General features: G+C 36.2%; 18 protein-coding genes and 2 pseudogenes. 18 read left to right on the top strand and 2 right to left on the bottom strand.

All coding sequences use genetic code 11. The features are described 5' to 3' along the window. Both AC1DMU_RS15235 and AC1DMU_RS15230 read left to right on the top strand, forming a co-directional pair. Positions 1–462: pseudogene (locus AC1DMU_RS15235) on the top strand (hypothetical protein); the annotation flags it as partial. 324 nt (positions 463–786) lie between these two features. Continuing rightward, complete coding sequence (locus tag AC1DMU_RS15230; RefSeq protein WP_142291732.1) at positions 787–1,734, top strand: DNA-binding domain-containing protein; 948 nt, start codon at positions 787–789, stop codon at positions 1,732–1,734. 94 nt (positions 1,735–1,828) lie between these two features. Here AC1DMU_RS15230 and AC1DMU_RS15225 read toward each other — a convergent pair. Together AC1DMU_RS15225 and AC1DMU_RS15220 are read right to left on the bottom strand one after the other, a co-directional pair. Then, a pseudogene (locus AC1DMU_RS15225) lies at positions 1,829–2,629 on the bottom strand (flagellin N-terminal helical domain-containing protein). Positions 2,630–2,888: 259 nt separating this feature from the next. Beyond that, positions 2,889–3,710, bottom strand: coding sequence for a flagellin N-terminal helical domain-containing protein (locus AC1DMU_RS15220; protein WP_088062911.1), 822 nt, complete (start codon positions 3,708–3,710; stop codon positions 2,889–2,891). Positions 3,711–3,967: 257 nt separating this feature from the next. Between AC1DMU_RS15220 and AC1DMU_RS15215 the strand changes: the two genes are divergently transcribed. The 16 genes from AC1DMU_RS15215 to AC1DMU_RS15140 all read left to right on the top strand — a co-directional run bounded on the left by AC1DMU_RS15215 (position 3,968) and on the right by AC1DMU_RS15140 (position 18,083). Beyond that, the gene (locus AC1DMU_RS15215) at positions 3,968–4,753 is read left to right on the top strand and encodes a lytic transglycosylase domain-containing protein (RefSeq protein WP_088062912.1); all 786 of its coding nucleotides are present in this window, start codon (positions 3,968–3,970) and stop codon (positions 4,751–4,753) included. 62 nt (positions 4,754–4,815) lie between these two features. Continuing rightward, positions 4,816–5,040 carry a flagellar motor switch protein FliN gene (locus tag AC1DMU_RS15210; protein WP_000775712.1) on the top strand — a complete coding sequence of 75 codons (225 nt, stop codon included), beginning with the start codon at positions 4,816–4,818 and terminating at the stop codon, positions 5,038–5,040. Positions 5,041–5,054: 14 nt separating this feature from the next. After that, positions 5,055–6,041 (top strand): flagellar motor switch protein FliM, encoded by a 987-nt coding sequence (fliM, locus tag AC1DMU_RS15205; RefSeq protein ID WP_000012366.1) that lies wholly within the window; start codon positions 5,055–5,057, stop codon positions 6,039–6,041. Positions 6,042–6,051: 10 nt separating this feature from the next. Beyond that, entirely contained in the window at positions 6,052–6,411 is a 360-nt protein-coding gene (fliN, locus tag AC1DMU_RS15200; RefSeq protein ID WP_000680010.1) for a flagellar motor switch protein FliN, read from the top strand. Positions 6,412–6,423: 12 nt separating this feature from the next. Then, entirely contained in the window at positions 6,424–6,744 is a 321-nt protein-coding gene (locus AC1DMU_RS15195; RefSeq protein WP_000121176.1) for a hypothetical protein, read from the top strand. After that, positions 6,741–7,499: a flagellar type III secretion system pore protein FliP gene (locus AC1DMU_RS15190; protein WP_001220582.1), complete on the top strand. Its 759-nt coding sequence runs from the start codon at positions 6,741–6,743 to the stop codon at positions 7,497–7,499. Before AC1DMU_RS15195 ends, AC1DMU_RS15190 begins: the two co-directional genes overlap by 4 nt. 33 nt (positions 7,500–7,532) lie before the next feature. Then, a complete protein-coding gene (locus AC1DMU_RS15185; protein ID WP_001098085.1) occupies positions 7,533–7,808 on the top strand; it encodes a flagellar biosynthetic protein FliQ in 276 nt (91 codons plus the stop codon). 15 nt (positions 7,809–7,823) lie between these two features. Next, the gene (locus AC1DMU_RS15180) at positions 7,824–8,585 is read left to right on the top strand and encodes a flagellar biosynthetic protein FliR (RefSeq protein WP_088062913.1); all 762 of its coding nucleotides are present in this window, start codon (positions 7,824–7,826) and stop codon (positions 8,583–8,585) included. A gap of 10 nt (positions 8,586–8,595) precedes the next feature. After that, complete coding sequence (flhB, locus tag AC1DMU_RS15175) at positions 8,596–9,642, top strand: flagellar type III secretion system protein FlhB (protein WP_001040117.1); 1,047 nt, start codon at positions 8,596–8,598, stop codon at positions 9,640–9,642. A gap of 24 nt (positions 9,643–9,666) precedes the next feature. Further along, complete coding sequence (gene flhA, locus AC1DMU_RS15170) at positions 9,667–11,733, top strand: flagellar biosynthesis protein FlhA (protein ID WP_064476528.1); 2,067 nt, start codon at positions 9,667–9,669, stop codon at positions 11,731–11,733. Between the two features lie 14 nt (positions 11,734–11,747). Next, the gene (flhF, locus tag AC1DMU_RS15165) at positions 11,748–13,067 is read left to right on the top strand and encodes a flagellar biosynthesis GTPase FlhF (protein WP_088062914.1); all 1,320 of its coding nucleotides are present in this window, start codon (positions 11,748–11,750) and stop codon (positions 13,065–13,067) included. Positions 13,068–13,109: 42 nt separating this feature from the next. Next, complete coding sequence (locus AC1DMU_RS15160; RefSeq protein ID WP_088062915.1) at positions 13,110–13,883, top strand: flagellar basal-body rod protein FlgG; 774 nt, start codon at positions 13,110–13,112, stop codon at positions 13,881–13,883. 821 nt (positions 13,884–14,704) lie between these two features. After that, entirely contained in the window at positions 14,705–15,835 is a 1,131-nt protein-coding gene (locus tag AC1DMU_RS15155) for an RNA-guided endonuclease InsQ/TnpB family protein (RefSeq protein WP_088062916.1), read from the top strand. 391 nt (positions 15,836–16,226) lie between these two features. Continuing rightward, complete coding sequence (locus AC1DMU_RS15150) at positions 16,227–17,063, top strand: TrmB family transcriptional regulator (protein WP_088062917.1); 837 nt, start codon at positions 16,227–16,229, stop codon at positions 17,061–17,063. Continuing rightward, positions 17,056–17,781, top strand: coding sequence for an AzlC family ABC transporter permease (locus AC1DMU_RS15145; RefSeq protein ID WP_088062918.1), 726 nt, complete (start codon positions 17,056–17,058; stop codon positions 17,779–17,781). Before AC1DMU_RS15150 ends, AC1DMU_RS15145 begins: the two co-directional genes overlap by 8 nt. Then, positions 17,772–18,083 (top strand): AzlD domain-containing protein, encoded by a 312-nt coding sequence (locus tag AC1DMU_RS15140; RefSeq protein ID WP_000405863.1) that lies wholly within the window; start codon positions 17,772–17,774, stop codon positions 18,081–18,083. The genes AC1DMU_RS15145 and AC1DMU_RS15140 overlap by 10 nt, the downstream gene beginning before the upstream one ends. Positions 18,084–18,116 lie beyond the last annotated feature (33 nt).

The following is an 18,116-nucleotide window of genomic DNA, read 5'->3' as shown; positions in this document are numbered from 1 at the left end:
GCAGCCACAAAAGGAAAAGAACTAGGAACAGCAACAGCGGCAGAAAATGCAGTAGAAGCAAAAGTAGAAATTGATCAAATCGCAAAAGACGCAAAAACAAAAGGCAATGTATACGTAAGTGTACAAAGTAAAGGTGAGTTAGAAAGTACACGTACAGTGAAAGCATATGATACAGAAATTACAGCGGCTCCAAATGCAAGTAATATTGTTGTGTTAAATAATGATGCTGGTGAAGATGATATTGTTCGAGTGACAGGCTTAAAAGCAGGAGATGTAGTGAAAGTATATGACGCGGCACAAGAAGGTAACGAGCTGAAATCAGCAACCGTTGCTGACTCAAAAACGGCAGTAAATGTTAAAATTCCTCAATTAGGTGAGAAAGCAGGAAAGGTATACATTACAGTAACAAACGTGAATAAGGAAGAAAGTGTACGTGTAGCAAAAGATTTTATAGGTGAATAAAAGGTAGAGTATTAAAAATTAGTAGTTCAATAGAGAGCGCCAGGAGGAAGTAGATCTCTTGGCGTTCTTGTTTTTGGTTAAGTAATATAGATAGTAATAAAAAATATTTTTAAAATGGGATATTTAAATTTATGGGAGAAATGCTTTATGCATAAATGAAATAGCTAAATCTGATTTTATACTTTTTATATCTTTTTATATGTTAATTATTTGACAGATAATTTCGAAATGTTATAATATGGATATGTTAAAATTTATATTTTCTTAAAAGACATGGGAGTCAGATGAGAATTGTGAAAGGATGAGGGGGGAGTGACACATATTATGTATCACCACACAGCAATTAATGTATTGAGTCTTTTACAAAACATGTCAAATAATAAAATGAACGATATGAAACTAGATGCGGAATTCAAAAAAATAGAGAAACAATTCAGAATAGGGTATGAAGAGCTAGTTGCTTTATATAAAAGAATGGTACTATTTCAAATAGATATAGAAAAAAATGGCGGTATGCGAGCATATGAAGAATCAGTAATTACATGGCTGAAATCTGAGTTAGAACTATTATATGAAGTGTATCAATTTTGTCAACGTCACGGTTTAAACATCGCAAATATTTCAAAATATGTTAGTAAAAATGAATTGAATATTTTTCCGAAAACAGAAAGCCAATTACAAAACACGTATTATAAATTAAAAAAACAAGAGATGTCTTTTGAAAATATTGAAAAACAAAAACCAGGTCGAAAACGAAAATATAAACCTGTGAAAGAGAAGATTGTTGAGACGAGACAAGAAAGAAAACAAGAAGTAAAAGAAGACGTTCGAAGTAAAGAGGATGAAAAAAGTCTTGTAACAGTTATATCGGGTATCGTTGACAACTTTGAAACAATTAGTCAATGTAGCGAAAAGAAGGAACATGAACTGCATCAATTCATGGAAGGTATTTATAAGCTTTCTAGCATGGCTGCAGATCGTTCGAAAGATGAAAAAAATACACGTGACCTTGAAAGTCAATTAAAGTCGCTACAGTTTGAAAATGAAAGGTTAAAGAGGGAGAAGGAAGAACTCGTCTTTGATATTAAAGAAATGACGCATCATTTAATTCATTTCATTACGAGCTCTGATATCGATCAAATTCGCACATTACCTTACTTTGTAGAAGAGTGTAAACAAGACCTACATAAGCTAGGGCTATATAACGCTCAAGATGGAAAAATGAAAATTATGGTCGATCGTAGTGGACAAGTTATGACCGTAACACAATAAAAAAATTGGGTACAAAATAAAAGGGAGATACATAGTGTATATGTATTTCCCTTTTGTTTTGTGTGGAATCGTTCCAAAGAAGGAGGATGAATTTTTACGATTGTAGTAACTTAGAAACCATTTGCGGAATTTGATTAGCCTGTGAAACCATACTAAGTGCAACTTCAGTTAACAATTTAAACCTTAAAAAATCGCTCATTTCCTGCGCCATACCCGCATCTTCAATTCGAGAAGAAGCATCTGTTAGAGCCATACTTTGGCTATTTAAATTTTCAATATTAAACTGTAAACTATTCATCATGGCACCGAGATTGGCACAATGATGTGATACATTTTGCAAGACCTCTTCAATTTTCCGAATTGCCGCTCTTGCTTCTTGCTCAGTTGAAATGTTGATGCCATGTTGTGTAGGAGAAGGGGGAATATGTTTCATGATATGTACGGTATAACCGATAGCATCTAACGTAATAGAACGGTTTTGTTCGTCAAATACAGATAAATCATTAAACTCAGTTGTCTCGCCGATATAGCCAATTTGTTCTGTTAACGATTGAAACTCTTTATTCAGCGCATCACGGTTTTTGTTTAAATTTGTACCATTCGCAGATTGAACAGCTAAATCACGCATACGCTGTAAAATAATCGTAACAATTTGAAGAGCAGCTTCCGCTGTACGAAGCATTGATATTGCATCCTCGTTATTACGAATCGTCCCACACATACTACTCGCTCTCGCATGCATACGAGTTACAATTGTAATATTAACAGGATTATCAGAAGCAGTATTCAACTTTGTACCAGTCGCTAAATCCTCCATCGAAACATTCATACATTTCTCATTCTCATACTATGACTGCCTAGCATTCATACTCAAAACATTCGTATCAATACGCATAATAGACACTCCTTACCTTAAAGATTCATATATGGTCTTAAAGCGAATAAACAGTTATGAAAAGAAAAAGGGACATATGCTTATCTTCTAGTTGTATTTTAACATGAGAGGGGATAGAGATAGCCACTGACCGCTTCTACGCAACGCGGATGCTCTCTTCCGCCTAAAAAAAGAAAGGTTTTACAAATAATTCATCTATATAGAAAAATAAACCTCTCCGCAAGCAGAGAGGTTTATTCATGAAACTAACTCAAATGGATTATTGTAATAATTTAGAAACCATTTGTGGAGTTTGGTTTGCTTGAGAAAGCATGCTGATACCGGCTTCGTTCAAGATTTTGAACTTAGTCATTTCAGACATTTCTTTTGCCATGTCAGCGTCTTCGATTTGAGAAGCAGCAGCAGCCATGTTTGTTGCTTGGCTAGTTACGTTGTTTAAGTTATGGTCTAAACGGTTTAATTGTGAACCGAAAGTTGCTCTAGCGTCTGCAATTGATTGGATAGCTTCGTCAAGCTTGTCTAATTCTGCTGCAGCCAGTTCATTAGTAGTTATATCATCGCCTAATTTTGCAGTTGTTAAATCTTTTGTATTTAGAGATTCAATTACCAATGTATCTCCTGAAGCGTCAGAAAGTTGAACTGAGATATCAGCATCACCACCAGCATCTGCGTTTAAGAATGCCTTACCATTGAAATTTGTTTTTTCAGCAATATGGTCAATTTCCGCTTTTAATTGAGCATATTCTTTACCAACAGAAGTAACATCGGTTGTACCATTTGTACCACTTGATGCTTGTGTTGCAAGATCACGCATACGAAGTAAGATGTTTGACATTGATTGTAATGCTGAATCACCAGTACGTAATGCTGACATAGCGTCTTGTGTGTTACGAGCACCAACAATTAAGCCGCCCTCTTTTGCACGCATACGAGTAGCGATTGCTAGACCAGCTGCATCGTCAGCCGCACTGTTGATTGATTTACCGCTTGATAAACGGTTCATAGCTGTATTCATTTTGTCTTGGTTTTGGCGCATGTACTCTTGAGTACGCATGCTGTTAATGTTTGTATTAATTCTCATGTTAAGAAACCCCCATTTTTTTATATTGACTTTTCTGCAAATTGAAAAACGGTAATATGCGAAAAAATCAATTTCGAGATTTATTGTAATCCCTGTCATAGCGGGTGTCAACTAAAAATTCGAATTAATAAATATAAAAAAATAACAGTTTAACAATATATTCATTTTTTTATTACAATATTATTAAAAGGATTATTGCAAACTTTAAAAAAAAACTCTAATATTAGATTATCTTTGTTTACCGAAAAGGTGATATTATGTTAGTTGGAAATATAGTAAAAGAAGTGCTTGCATATAAGAAAGGACAAATTCAGCAAAAGCTAAGTAGTCCGCAAGCATTCGTTAGTAGTCGTTTTCAAGAGAAGTTGCAGAGTGAACCTGCGAAGGAGACGAAGGGTACTACGCAGCCGGCAAATGTAGAGGATATGAGTCAGCCGGTACAATCTACAAAAATAGAAACGGCCGTAAATAAACCGGAACAATCTATTAATAAAGTAGAGGAAGCGAGTAAGCCTGAAGAAAAAGCTGAAACGAAGAACGTAGATGAAGTGCAAGTCGCACAAAAAGAGTTTGAACGACGTTTCCCAGAAACGAAAAATGAGGCTGCTGATACGTGGGAATTAACGAAGAAGTATAATATTCAAAAAATACGTTCTTCAAATGAGGGGAAGTATGAGGATATTATTGATCGCGCTAGCCGTACATACGGAATTCCGAAAACGTTAATTCAAAAAATGATTGAAGTAGAGTCTAATTTTAATCCGAAAACGGTGTCACATGCAGGTGCGATGGGTCTTATGCAGCTTATGCCAGCGAATGTGAAAGAGATGGGTATAAAAAATCCATTTTCACCAGCTGAAAGTATTGAGGGCGGTGTGAAAGAGTTAAGCGGTTATTTAAAGAAAAATAACGGCGACTTAGTATTGGCACTTGCTTCTTATAATGCTGGCCCTGGTAATGTGAGAAAGTACGGAGGCGTACCGCCATTTAAAGAAACGCAAGGATATATTAAAAAAATATTAAATATCGACGTTTCAAAATAAGAAATTTCATATATAGAGAGAACATGAAATTTTCGTGAACATGATATGGGAGTTGGCTAGATTTGAAATTACAAGATGATATTCCGTTAACAATTTATTTTGAAATCGGAAATACGAAAAAGAAAATTGAAGATTTGCTTCATATTACGAAAGGTACATTGTATCGTCTTGAAAATTCAACGAAAAATACGGTGCGTCTTATGCTTGAGAATGAAGAGATTGGAACCGGAAAGATTTTGACGAAAAACGGGAAGATGTACGTTGAAATCGTTGAATTGAAAAGGTAGGGAAGGGGATTGTCATGAGTGGCGAAAAATTAAGCCAAGAGCAAATTGATGCCCTGCTGAAGGCGGTAAATGAAGGCGAGGAAATGCCAGCTTTCGCACAAGAAGCAGGAAAGCAAGAGAAATTTCAAGAGTATGATTTTAATAGACCGGAGAAGTTCGGTGTTGAGCATTTACGTAGCTTGCAAGCAATTGCTTCTACATTTGGTAAACAGACGTCACAGACGTTGTCAGCGCGTATGCGTATTCCAATTGAGTTAGAGCCTTCTACGGTTGAACAAGTTCCATTTACGAGTGAGTATGTGGAGAAAATGCCGAAAGATTACTATTTATATTGCGTTATTGATCTTGGCCTCCCGGAGCTTGGAGAAATTGTCATTGAGATTGATTTAGCGTTCGTTATTTACATTCATGAATGTTGGCTTGGCGGAGATAGTAAGCGTAACTTTACGATGCGCAGACCACTTACCGCATTTGAGTTTTTAACACTGGATAATATTTTTATGCTCCTTTGTAAAAATTTAGAGCAATCATTTGAAAGCGTTGTTGCGATTGAACCAAAATTTGTAACGACGGAGACAGACCCGAATGCATTAAAGATTACGACAGCGAGTGATATCATTTCATTACTGAACGTAAATATGAAAACAGATTTTTGGAATACGACGGTGCGTATCGGTATTCCGTTCTTATCTGTTGAAGAAATTATGGATAAGTTAACGTCTGAAAATATTGTCGAACATTCTTCGGATAAGCGTAAAAAGTATACGTCTGAAGTGGAAGTGAAAGTAAATCAAGTGTATAAACCTGTTCACGTTGCAATTGGCGAGCAAAAGATGACAATGGGTGAGATTGAACAAATTGAAGAAGGCGATATTATTCCGCTTCATACGAAAGTTTCGGATGAATTACTTGGTTATGTAGATGGAAAGCATAAATTTAATTGTTTTATTGGGAAAGATGGAACGCGTAAGGCGCTCTTATTTAAAAGTTTTGTAGAGTAGGAGGATCCATATGAAGCATGAAGTATCTCCTGTGTCATTAATGGGATTAGAAGATTTTGCAGGGAAGCGAAATGAAGCAGGTAAAGCACATATTGATACTGTTTCAGACATTTCGATTGAACTTGGTGTAAAGCTTGGGAAGTCATCTATTACGCTTGGTGATGTGAAACAGTTAAAAGTGGGCGATGTTCTGGAAGTAGAGAAAAACCTAGGACATAAAGTAGATGTGTATTTAAGTAATATGAAAGTCGGCATCGGTGAAGCGATCGTAATGGACGAGAAGTTCGGTATTATCATTTCTGAAATTGAAGCCGATAAGAAGCAAGCTGCGCTTATGAAAGCGCAAAGTCAAATGCAAGATAAAGAGTAGAGGAGGAGTCATATGTCGTATATGACGACCTTATTTCAAGTCGTTTTACTGTTTGGTGCGCTCGGCTACGGTGCATATTATATGACGAAAAAGACGCGCAAGCAGCAGTTTTTTAAGCAAGGTGAAAATGGCCATATTCAAGTGAAAGACGGGGTGTATTTAAATCATCAAACGAGCGCCTTTTTATTTGAAGTAGATGGCAAGCAAGTGTTCACTGTTATTAGTAATAACGGTGTACAATCTGTGCAATTAACAGGAACAGGAAATCAGTTTCAACAAGCGTTAGAAGACGCGGTGAAGAGTGAAACGAAAAAAGTAGAGGATCCATCATGAGAATAAAGAAACAGTTATCATTATTAGCCGTTATTTTCGTATTTTCTATCGTTTTTTCAATTATTTTTGTAAATCCAGCGTATGCGGCCCCGAACGGTTTTATTAATTTCGAAAATGGAAAAGAGTTTACGAGTAATTCAAGTGTACAATTATTTGCGCTCGTTACCCTTTTATCATTATCTTCTTCTATCGTTCTATTATTTACACATTTTACTTATTTTATGATCGTTCTTGGGATTACACGTCAAGGACTTGGGGTAATGAATTTACCACCGAACCAAGTGCTTGTTGGACTTGCATTATTTTTATCACTCTTTACGATGCAGCCTGTACTTGGGCAGCTAAAGAGCGATGTGTGGGATCCGATGACGAAAGAGAAAATAACAGTAAGTCAAGCTGCAGAGACGACAGCTCCGATTATGAAAGAGTATATGTCAAAGCATACGTATAAGCATGATTTAAAAATGATGCTGAAAGTGCGCGGAGAAGAGTTGCCGAAAGATTTGAAAGATCTTTCATTATTTACGCTCGTACCATCCTTTACGTTAACGCAAATTCAAAAGGGATTATTAACGGGGATGTTCATTTATTTAGCGTTTGTATTTATAGATTTGATTATTAGTACACTTTTAATGTACCTCGGGATGATGATGGTACCGCCGATGATTTTAAGTTTACCATTTAAAATACTCGTTTTCGTATATTTAGGTGGATATACAAAAATCGTCGACATTATGTTTAAAACGGTCGCCTGAAACGTTTGATGCTATGTGATAGGAGTCATATAAATGAATACGTCACCAATTATAGATATTTTTCAAACCTTTTTTTATAAAGGGGTTATGATTTTAATGCCGGTTGCCGGTGTTAGTATGATTGTCGTTATTATTATCGCTGTCATTATGGCGATGATGCAAATTCAAGAACAAACGCTGACGTTTTTACCGAAAATGGCGAGTATTGTACTCGTTATTATCATTTTAGGTCCGTGGATGTTTCAAGAGTTAACGACGCTTATTTTAGATTTATTTGATAAAATCCCATCGCTATTGCGTTCGTACTAAGATAGGTGAACTGAAATGAATATGGAATTATGGGCGGCGACGTTTTTTGCGTTTTGCCGCATTACTTCATTTTTATATTTTTTACCGTTTTTCTCAGGTCGATCCATTCCAGCGATGGCAAAGGTTGTAGTTGGACTTGCTCTTTCAATCACAGTTGCGGATCAAGTTGATGTCTCTCACATAAAGACAACTTGGGACGTGGCAGCTTATGCAGGAACGCAAATAGTAATTGGATTATCGCTTTCAAAAATTGTAGAAATGCTGTGGAACATTCCAAAAATGGCAGGGCATATTTTAGACTTTGATATCGGTTTATCACAGGCAAGTTTGTTTGATGTAAATGCAGGTTCACAGTCTACTTTACTTTCAACCATTTTTGATATATTTTTTCTCATTATTTTTATTTCACTTGGCGGCATTAATTATTTCGTTGCCACGATTTTAAAGTCGTTTCAATATACAGAGGCGATTTCAAAATTGCTGACGACTAGTTTTCTAGATAGTCTACTCGCAACGTTATTATTTGCGATTACATCCGCGGTTGAAATTGCTCTTCCGCTTATGGGAAGTTTGTTCATCATTAACTTTGTTTTAATTTTAATCGCAAAAAACGCTCCGCAATTAAACGTTTTTATGAATGCGTACGTCATTAAAATCACATGTGGTATTTTGTTTATTGCGATGAGTGTACCGATGCTCGGTTATGTGTTTAAAAATATGACGGATGTATTGCTTGAGGAATATACGAAACTATTTAACTTTTTCTTAACGAAGTAGGGGGACGCGCATGGCAAAGGATAATAAAACAGAAAAGGCCACCCCGCAGAAGCGTAAGAAATCGCGTGAAGAAGGGAATATTGCCCGGAGTAAAGATTTAAATAATTTATTTTCCATACTTGTATTAGCAGTTGTCGTTTACTTTTTCGGAGATTGGCTCGGATATGAGATTGCAAATTCTGTAGCGGTGCTGTTTGATCAAATTGGAAAAAATACAGATTCAACTGAGTATTTTTATTTAATGGGGATTTTATTATTAAAAGTATCCGCGCCGATATTAATACTCGTATACGCTTTTCATTTATTTAATTATATGATTCAAGTCGGTTTCTTATTTTCTTCTAAAGTTATTAAGCCGAAAGCGTCGCGTATTAACCCCAAAAACTATTTTACGAGATTGTTTAGTCGTAAAAGTTTAGTAGATATTTTGAAATCACTATTTTATATGGGATTAATCGGCTACGTTGCTTACGTTCTCTTTAAAAAGAATTTAGAGAAAATCGTTAGTATGATTGGATTTAACTGGACTGCGTCACTTACTGAAATTATTAGGCAAATTAAATTTATCTTTTTAGCTATTTTAATTATATTAATCGTTCTTTCTATTATTGATTTTATTTATCAAAAATGGGAGTACGAACAAGATATTAAGATGAAAAAAGAAGAAGTAAAAAGAGAGCATAAAGATAATGAAGGGGACCCGCAAGTAAAGGGAAAGCGAAAAAACTTTATGCATGCGATCTTGCAAGGGACAATTGCGAAGAAGATGGATGGTGCAACGTTTATTGTAAACAATCCGACTCATATTTCGGTCGTACTTCGGTACAATAAACAGGTTGATGCGGCGCCAATTGTCGTTGCAAAAGGGGAAGATGAGCTCGCATTATACATACGAACGCTTGCCCGCGAACAAGAAATACCAATGGTGGAAAACCGTCCGCTTGCTCGTTCTTTATATTATCAAGTCGAGGAAGATGAGACGATTCCAGAAGATTTATACGTAGCTGTAATTGAAGTTATGCGCTATTTAATTCAAACGAATGAACTTGAAGTATAATAGCGCGGTTGGAGGAGATCTCTTGTGTTTAAGATAGATTCTGCAAGAACCTATTTTTCTATCTTTTTAGCAGCGTCATTCGTAGTGGCGCTCTTAATTCCACTTCCACCATTTATACTTGATATCGTTATCGTTTTTTTACTAAGTATGTCAGTGCTTATTTATATGCGAGCAACAAGTATTAACGAGTGGGATGAATTAAAGTCATTTCCGACGATGCTGTTATTAATCGGGATTTTCCGCGTATCGATTAACGTATCGACGACGCGAGCGATTTTGACAGACGGAAATGCGGGGCATGTTATTGAAGAGTTCGGTCAGTTTGTTATTGGCGGGAACTTATTAATTGGTATCGTTATTTTCATAGTATTAATCATATTCCAGTTTATCGTTGCAAACGGTGCATCTCGTACAGCTGAAGTTGCAGCTCGTTTTACACTTGATTCTTTACCCGGGAAACAAATGTCGATCGATGCTGATTTAAACCAGCGTATTATTACTGAAAAAGATGCACAGGCAAAACGAAAGAAATTAAATATGGAAACAGAGTTTTACGGAGCGATGGATGGTGCCGGAAAGTTCATTAAAGGGGACGTTATTTTCGGGATTGTCATTTTATTCGTAAACATTATTTTCGGTTTAATTGTCGGGATGATGCAGCAGGGCATGAGTTTTGCTGAAGCAGCTATTCACTATACACAGCTAACTGTCGGTGACGGAATCGTAAACCAAATCGGTTCGTTAATGCTTGCGATTTCAACAGGTATTATCGTAACACGTGTATTTGATGGTTCAGCGGATACGGTAACTGAAGGTATCTTTAAAGAGTTATTAGCACATGAAGTTGTTGTATATGCGCTTGGTGGTTTATTTATTGCGATGGGTATTTTCACTCCGCTACCATTTCTACCGTTTGCTCTTGTTGGTGGGACAATTATTTTCTTAGGAATTCGTAATAAAAACCGAATAAAGAAAGAAAAAGAAGACGAGCTTCAAAAAGAATTAGAAATGATTCAAGGCGAAGATGAGCAACTGCAACAAGTGGAAGATTCATTCGGAGTATTTACAGATAAATATCCAATTATAGTAGAACTCGGTTTAGATTTAGCAGCCCTTGTAAAGCAGAAGATTAACGGGGAAACAGCTCGTGATAAAGTTGTTCTTATGAGGAAGTCGATTATTACCGACCTTGGTATTAACGTTCCTGGCATTAACTTTAAAGATAATACGAGTTTTAGACCACGCGGACGTTACATTATTCGTATTAAAGGTGCGAAGGCAGCTGAAGGTGTTTTAAAATCAGGTTATTTATTAGCATTGAAAACACCGAATGTAATGGCCGATTTAGATGCAGAACCAGCGAAAGATCCAATTTTCGGTGAAGATGGATATTGGATTTTAGAGCATATGGTACAAGATGCACAAATGAAAGGCTATCAAGTATTAGAGCCACTTAGCATATTAATCACACATTTAGATGTTGTCGTTAGACGTAATCTTCATGAGTTAATTCAGCGTCAACATGTAAAAGACTTAATTAACTCGCTTGAAAATGATAACGGTGTTTTATTAGAAGAGATTAAGAAGAAAGAAATCGACTTATCACTCGTTCAAAATGTTATTAAACAATTGCTAAAAGAGGGTATTTCTATTCGTGATTTACCAACTATTATCGAAGGTATTATTGACGGAAAAGAAATTTATCAAAATCATGTAGACGGTGTAACGTCATTCGTCCGTGAATGTATTTCAAAAGTGATTTGTGAAAATGCGAAAAATCCTGACGGTAAAATATATGCGGCGCTCTTCTCAGATTCAATAGAGTTAGATGCGGATGTTGTAAATAATTCATACCAAGGTTACTTATTAAACTGGGATTTAGATTTAGAAACACGTGTTGTTGAACAAGTACAGCGTGTCTTTAAACAAGCTCGTTTAATGGGAAGAGAACCAGTATTATTAACGCGTAGAAAAGATTTCAGATTTGCGATTGTAAGACTTCTTGAGCGTTATCAAGTAGAAGCGCAAGTACTTTGTATTAGCGAATTAGCACCAGAAATTGTTGTAGATCAAATTGCCTATATTGAATAGTAGGGGGTGAAGTAATGGAAAGTACAGAAAAGAAAGAAGCGTTAATGCGAATAAAAGCAGCTTCGAAAAATGAATTGTATCGAAAGTTATTTGACCAATATGGTACAGATTATTATTACGTTGTCGATGAAAGTGTAAAACGAAATATCCCGTTTTTTTGGAAAAAGAATTATGAAATGTTAGTTGCTTTTCCAGAGGATAAACAGGAAGAAGTGAATGAAGGCACAGCTCAATTTCATGAACAACTAATGGATGTTGTAAATGATTCTTCAGAACAAATTGTGAAGGCGAACGGAATTCAATCGGTACTGCACAATTTAGAAAACTTGACGACTTCTATGTCATATGCGGCGATGCAAACAGGAAATAGTGAAGAATGGACAAGAAAGAAAGAGAAACTATTAAAGTTGTTTGAAAAAGGTATCGTCGTTGTGAAACAGACGGAAGAAACGAAATTAGCGAAAGTAACAAAAAAGCAAAAAACTGTGAAAAAAGTTGTTCCGGTCAAGAAAGAAGAAGTGGTTGTAAAAAAAGAAAACCAAGAATCTGTACCGTTTATTATTCAAAAAGTAATTCGCATGCTAGAGCAAAATGATGTAGAACAATACTTCATTCATGCATATGCTGAGAAGTTAAAAGTGAAGTTTGAGAATGCGACGATGATTACAGAAGAAGAAGTGATCGGATACATATTGGAAGATATGAGGTCTCATTTCAATACGGAAAACGTTTTTGAAAAAGAAGTGCAAACAATTGCATTAATCGGTCCAACTGGAGTTGGAAAAACGACGACACTTGCGAAAATGGCATGGCAGTTTCACGGTAAGAAAAAAACGGTCGGTTTTATTACGACAGATCATTCGCGCATTGGAACAGTACAGCAACTGCAAGATTACGTCAAGACAATTGGATTTGAAGTAATTGCTGTACGTGATGAAGCTGCAATGACAAGAGCGCTTACGTATTTTAAAGAAGAAGCGCGCGTCGATTATATTTTAATTGATACAGCCGGAAAAAATTATCGTGCGTCAGAAACAGTAGAAGAAATGATTGAAACGATGGGACAAGTAGAGCCAGATTATATTTGTTTAACGTTATCAGCTTCGATGAAAAGTAAAGACATGATTGAAATCATTACGAATTTTAAAGATATTCATATTGATGGTATCGTATTTACGAAATTTGATGAAACAGCAAGTAGTGGTGAATTGTTGAAAATTCCAGCAGTATCATCAGCTCCAATTGTATTAATGACAGACGGACAAGACGTGAAGCAACATATACATATCGCTACAGCTGAACATTTAGCGAAACAAATGTTGCAAACATCATAGAAGAGAGGTGAAGGATAAGGCAACTGCCTTATTCAAACGATTATGAACGGTCTTTATATAGGTTCTATGGGTATGATGAATTACATGCAGCGCATTAATGTTCATTCGAATAACGTTGCAAATGCTCAAACGACAGGATTTAAAGCAGAAAATATGACTTCTAAAGTATTTGATGTACAAGACACATATCGCCGCGGAGATGGGGCTGTGACAAATATCGGTTCGACTGATTACGCTGTAGTACCAGCCGCAACGCATGTGAACTTAGTACAAGGAAATATACAAATGACAAATAGTGATACAGATTTCTTTTTAGATGACGGTACGGCCGGCACAGCTTCGTTTTTCGTTACATCTAAAAATAATGAAACGTTTTTAACGAGGGACGGTAGTTTTACATTAAATAGTGATCGTTATTTACAAACAACTTCAGGCGCTTTCGTAATGGGAGAGAATAATGAACGTATTCGTATTCCAGAAGGAGCAAAAGTAGCTGTACAAGCAGACGGTACGTTATATGATGCAGTAACACAAAATAATATTGCCCGCCTGCAAACAAAAACAGTAGATGCAGAAGCGAATGCACGTCTCGTACAAAGAGAGAACAAAAGCTTTGCGCTAGCTGAAGGGAATATTGCTGATTTACCGAACGGAACAGGGACAGTAAAAAACCATATGCTAGAAAATTCAAATGTAGATATGACGAAAGAGATGGCTGATCTTATGACAGATCAAAAAATGATTTCAGCGTCACAACGCGTTATGACTTCATTTGATAAAATTTATGAAAAAGAAGCGAATGAAATATTGAGATAAGAGACTTCCGTTAGCGGAAGTCTTTTTTTTTATTGCTTTTATTACAGTTACATCATAAAATGATAATGATTATCAACATCGTTATTGTGAGGATAGAATTTCATAATGATAGCAATGTTTATTTAACTAAGTGAATTAAAAAAGGGGTAACTAACTGTTACGATTTATTTAACCAATTATAACCAAAGTTAATTAAATATATCAGCAAGCCCTGCTAGTCAAGTGATTGGCTAGTAGTGAGGGTTAACTGCGGGCAATCCCTAAAGCTGATTGAACTACAACGTGGCTAGAAATAGCGAGTGTGAATGTCGCGAAAGCAGAAAAAATCAATCAGATGGTGCAAGGTTAAATCCTAAACATTAGAATAATGGGTCTTCCGCCTCGAATCATCTAAGTCAAAATGGATAAGATGAATGTTCAACGACTATCTCGTATAACTGACGAGAGTACACCACAAGCCTATGGTGGTGGAAAATCTTCTATCTCTAAAGAGATAAACATATAGTCTGCGCTCATGTGAAAACATGAGAAGTTCATAAGAGAACTGGCTAAGGGATTGCGCCCTTAGTTGAACGAGATAAATTTTATTAAATCTATCAAACTTCATTGAATATATAGAACGTATGTGCTATGGTGGATTCAATGAGGTGAGAATAATAATGAAATTTTCACGAGTTAGTCAAGTATCGGAATTAACAGGTTTGTATCCTAGTAGTCTTAGGAGAATGCTGGTGGAGTACGCTACTATTCAGAAGAATAAATCTTTCATTATCTGAAAGGTGAGTGCCCGAATAATCGCACAGTAAAGGAGTAGGCTTCTGATGATATTGGCGAAGAAAGTCAGACTGATTCCAACGCCTGAACAAGAAAAAGTGCTTAGAAACCATGCTGGTGCTGCAAGATTCGCTTATAACTATTGTAAAAGAATGAGTGATAGATACTATAAGCTATTTGGAAAATCTGTTTCACAGTTAGCTTTACAGAAACGATTTACAAAGATCAAGAAGCGAAAGAGATATGAGTGGTTAAATGACATCAACGCACAAGTTCCCAAACAGGCTTCAAAAGATTTTGATAAGGCGAGGAAACATTCGTTCAAAAAGTACAAAAATGGTTCTCACACTTCTTATAAATCCAAAAAAGATTTAATCCAAGGATTTTATGCTAATTATGAAAGACTGATTATAGGAAAGAAAGTAGTTCATATTCAGTCCGTTGGAGAAGTGAAAACAAGCCAACAACTACCAAGAAACAAAAAGCCATCAAATCCAAGAGTTACCTTTGATGGGCGTCACTGGTGGATTAGTGTAGGGTTCCAAGAAGACTTTGCATCACAAGAACTAACCAATGAGTCGATTGGTGTGGATGTTGGTTTAAAAGAGCTGTTTGTAGCTTCTAATGGTACGAAAGAACGAAATATAAACAAAGATGCTAAGGTTAAAAAACTTTTGAAAAGGAAAAAGTCAGCGCAAAGAGATATGTCTAGGAGATTTAAAAAAGGTGTAAAAATTCAATCTGCCGGATATGAAAAAGCCAAAACTGAGCACCTGCGGTTATCTAGGAAAATTATGAATATCCGAAATAACCATATCCATCAAGCAACAGCTAAATTGGTGAAAACCAAACCAATGAGGATTGTTGTGGAAGACTTATCTATCTCAAACCTGTTAAAAAACAAAAAACTATCGAAAGCATTTTCATTTCAAAAATTAAACTTCTTCTTTCAATGTTTATCATACAAGTGCGAGAAGTATGGCATTGAGTATGTAAAAGCTGATAAATGGTTCGCCTCAAGCAAGATTTGCTCATGTTGCGGAGTAAAATACGACCATTCAGTTCAACCAGAAGGACAGTGGAGTTTAAAAATACGTGAGTGGTGTTGTGCTTCATGCAATAGCCATCACGATAGGGATGTAAATGCTTCGATAAATTTATCAAGATGGGTAAAATAAATGCTTGATAATAGGAGGTAACGATACTGCCTCGTGTGGAGTGTTATATCCCTCGTCCCCTCGGGGTTGCGAGAACACGATGAAGCACTAATTTGTATAAATTTGATTGAATTGTATAGATTTAGTTAAGTTTATCGTATCGGAAGAGTATACAGGTTCTACTTTACGGGAGCATTTGGAGGAGAATCTATCAAATACGTTGCAGCTAAAATAAGTGGAATAGTATGTAAAAAAAGCCTTTTAATTAGAAGGCTTTTTATTTTCGGATGAAATTTCAGAATTATCAATTGACTTTACAGTTCTGTTTTTTTATATTAGTAGGTATACTAATAACTACTAACGTACATACATCGTTTTGAAATGAGAGTTATATAGATTGTGAGGGGTACTGATGGATGAAATTATAAAGGAATTACAAAAGTTAGGTTTTTCCCAGTATGAATGTAAAGCTTATATTGGACTACTAAAACATTCCCCAGTAACTGGGTATGAAGTGAGTAAACAGACAGGAGTACCTCGTTCGATGATTTATGAAGTGCTTGGTAAATTGATGGATAAAGGAGCAGTGCATATCGTTCCTACTGAACCAGTGAAATATGTACCAGTACCAGCTACGGAGTTAATGGATCGAATGCGAAAAGATTTTGAAAAGTCCTTTGAATTTTTAGACCGGAAATTAAATTGTTTAGAACAAGAGCGACAAATAGATGTAATTTCGCATATTCGCTCCAATGATCGTGTTGTAAAAGAAATATGCAATATAATTAATAGGGCGAAGGAAGAGCTATGGATTTCTGTTTGGGAAGATCAAGTGCATGAAATTGAGCCATATATTCGTCAAAAGGAAGAGGAAGGTGTACATATATTTTCAATCTTATTTGGCGCTCCAAATACAAAAATAGGCGCGACGTTTCACCATAATTATATGACGCCCCACGTTGTTGAAAAGAGAATGGGTGGTCATTTAACTGTTATTGCTCGTGATGGAGAGGAAGTATTAATTGCGAACTTCTCAAATGATAGCACTTCATGGGCCGTTACAACGTATGACCCAGCTTTAGTTCTCGTTGCTACAGAGTATGTGCGGCACGATATTATGGTCGAAGAAATTACGAAGGAATTTGGGGCTGATAAGTTAGATACGTTGTGGCGTGAAAATATAGATTTAGTTCATGTCGTAACAGGAAAAAGAACGATGGAAAGAATGGAGGATGATACGAATGAGTAAAGCTCAGGCCCATGTATCTTTACAGAGCGATGATACATTTCAGCAAGGAGTAAAAGATTGTTTACCAACTGTATTTGGTTATTTAAGCATCGGTATAGCAGCTGGTGTAATTGCAAAAACAGCAGGTTTCTCAATCATTGAAATTGCGTTTATGTCCACTTTAATTTATGCAGGTTCTGCCCAATTTATATTAGCTGGTATGTATGCAGCTGGCGCTCCTGCTTCAGCAATCATTTTTACCGTCTTTTTTGTTAATTTACGCCACCTTCTAATGAGTGCTGCCCTTGCACCGTACTTTACGAAACTTCCGCTATTAAAAAACGTATTTATCGGTTCTCAAATTACAGATGAAACGTTCGGCGTGGCAGTGCAGCATGCAGCGCAAAAAGGATATGTAGGCGACAGGTGGATGATGGGCTTAAATGTAACGGCATATTTAAATTGGATTCTTGCTACTATTATTGGCGGGCTGTTTGGTGAGTGGATACCAGATCCACATACGTACGGCATGGATTATGCATTACCAGCAATGTTTATCGGATTATTTGTTCTTCAGCTCATAAGTAGTAAACCGAAACTAGCAATTCATCTTACTGTTGCAATTGTAGCAATTATGATTGCATACGTTTCACACTTATTTATGCCAGATAGTATAGCGGTTATTATCGCTACATTACTAGCTGCGACGATTGGAGTTGTGATTGAAAAATGGAAATAAGATTGGATGTACTATTACTTTTACTAGCAGCAGGAGCTGTCACACTCGTGCCACGTATTTTACCTCTACTCGTATTTAGCAAACTTCAAATTCCGGACTGGGGTTTAAAATGGTTAAATTACATACCAATTGCGATATTAGCAGCACTTTTAGCCCAAGTATTATTTATGCATGAGACGATGCAGTGGGATTATCTTATCGCAGCAATCCCGACATTTCTTGTTGCAATATATACTCGTAGTTTATTAGGTACAGTATTAACGGGAGTGATTGTGATTATTTTGTTACGTTTCTTTTTCTAAAAAGGATTACGCTCATATAATAGCGAAAGGTGT

This window comes from Bacillus sp. 01N45, assembly GCF_056399205.1.
This window is presented reverse-complemented; position numbering and strand designations above follow the sequence as displayed.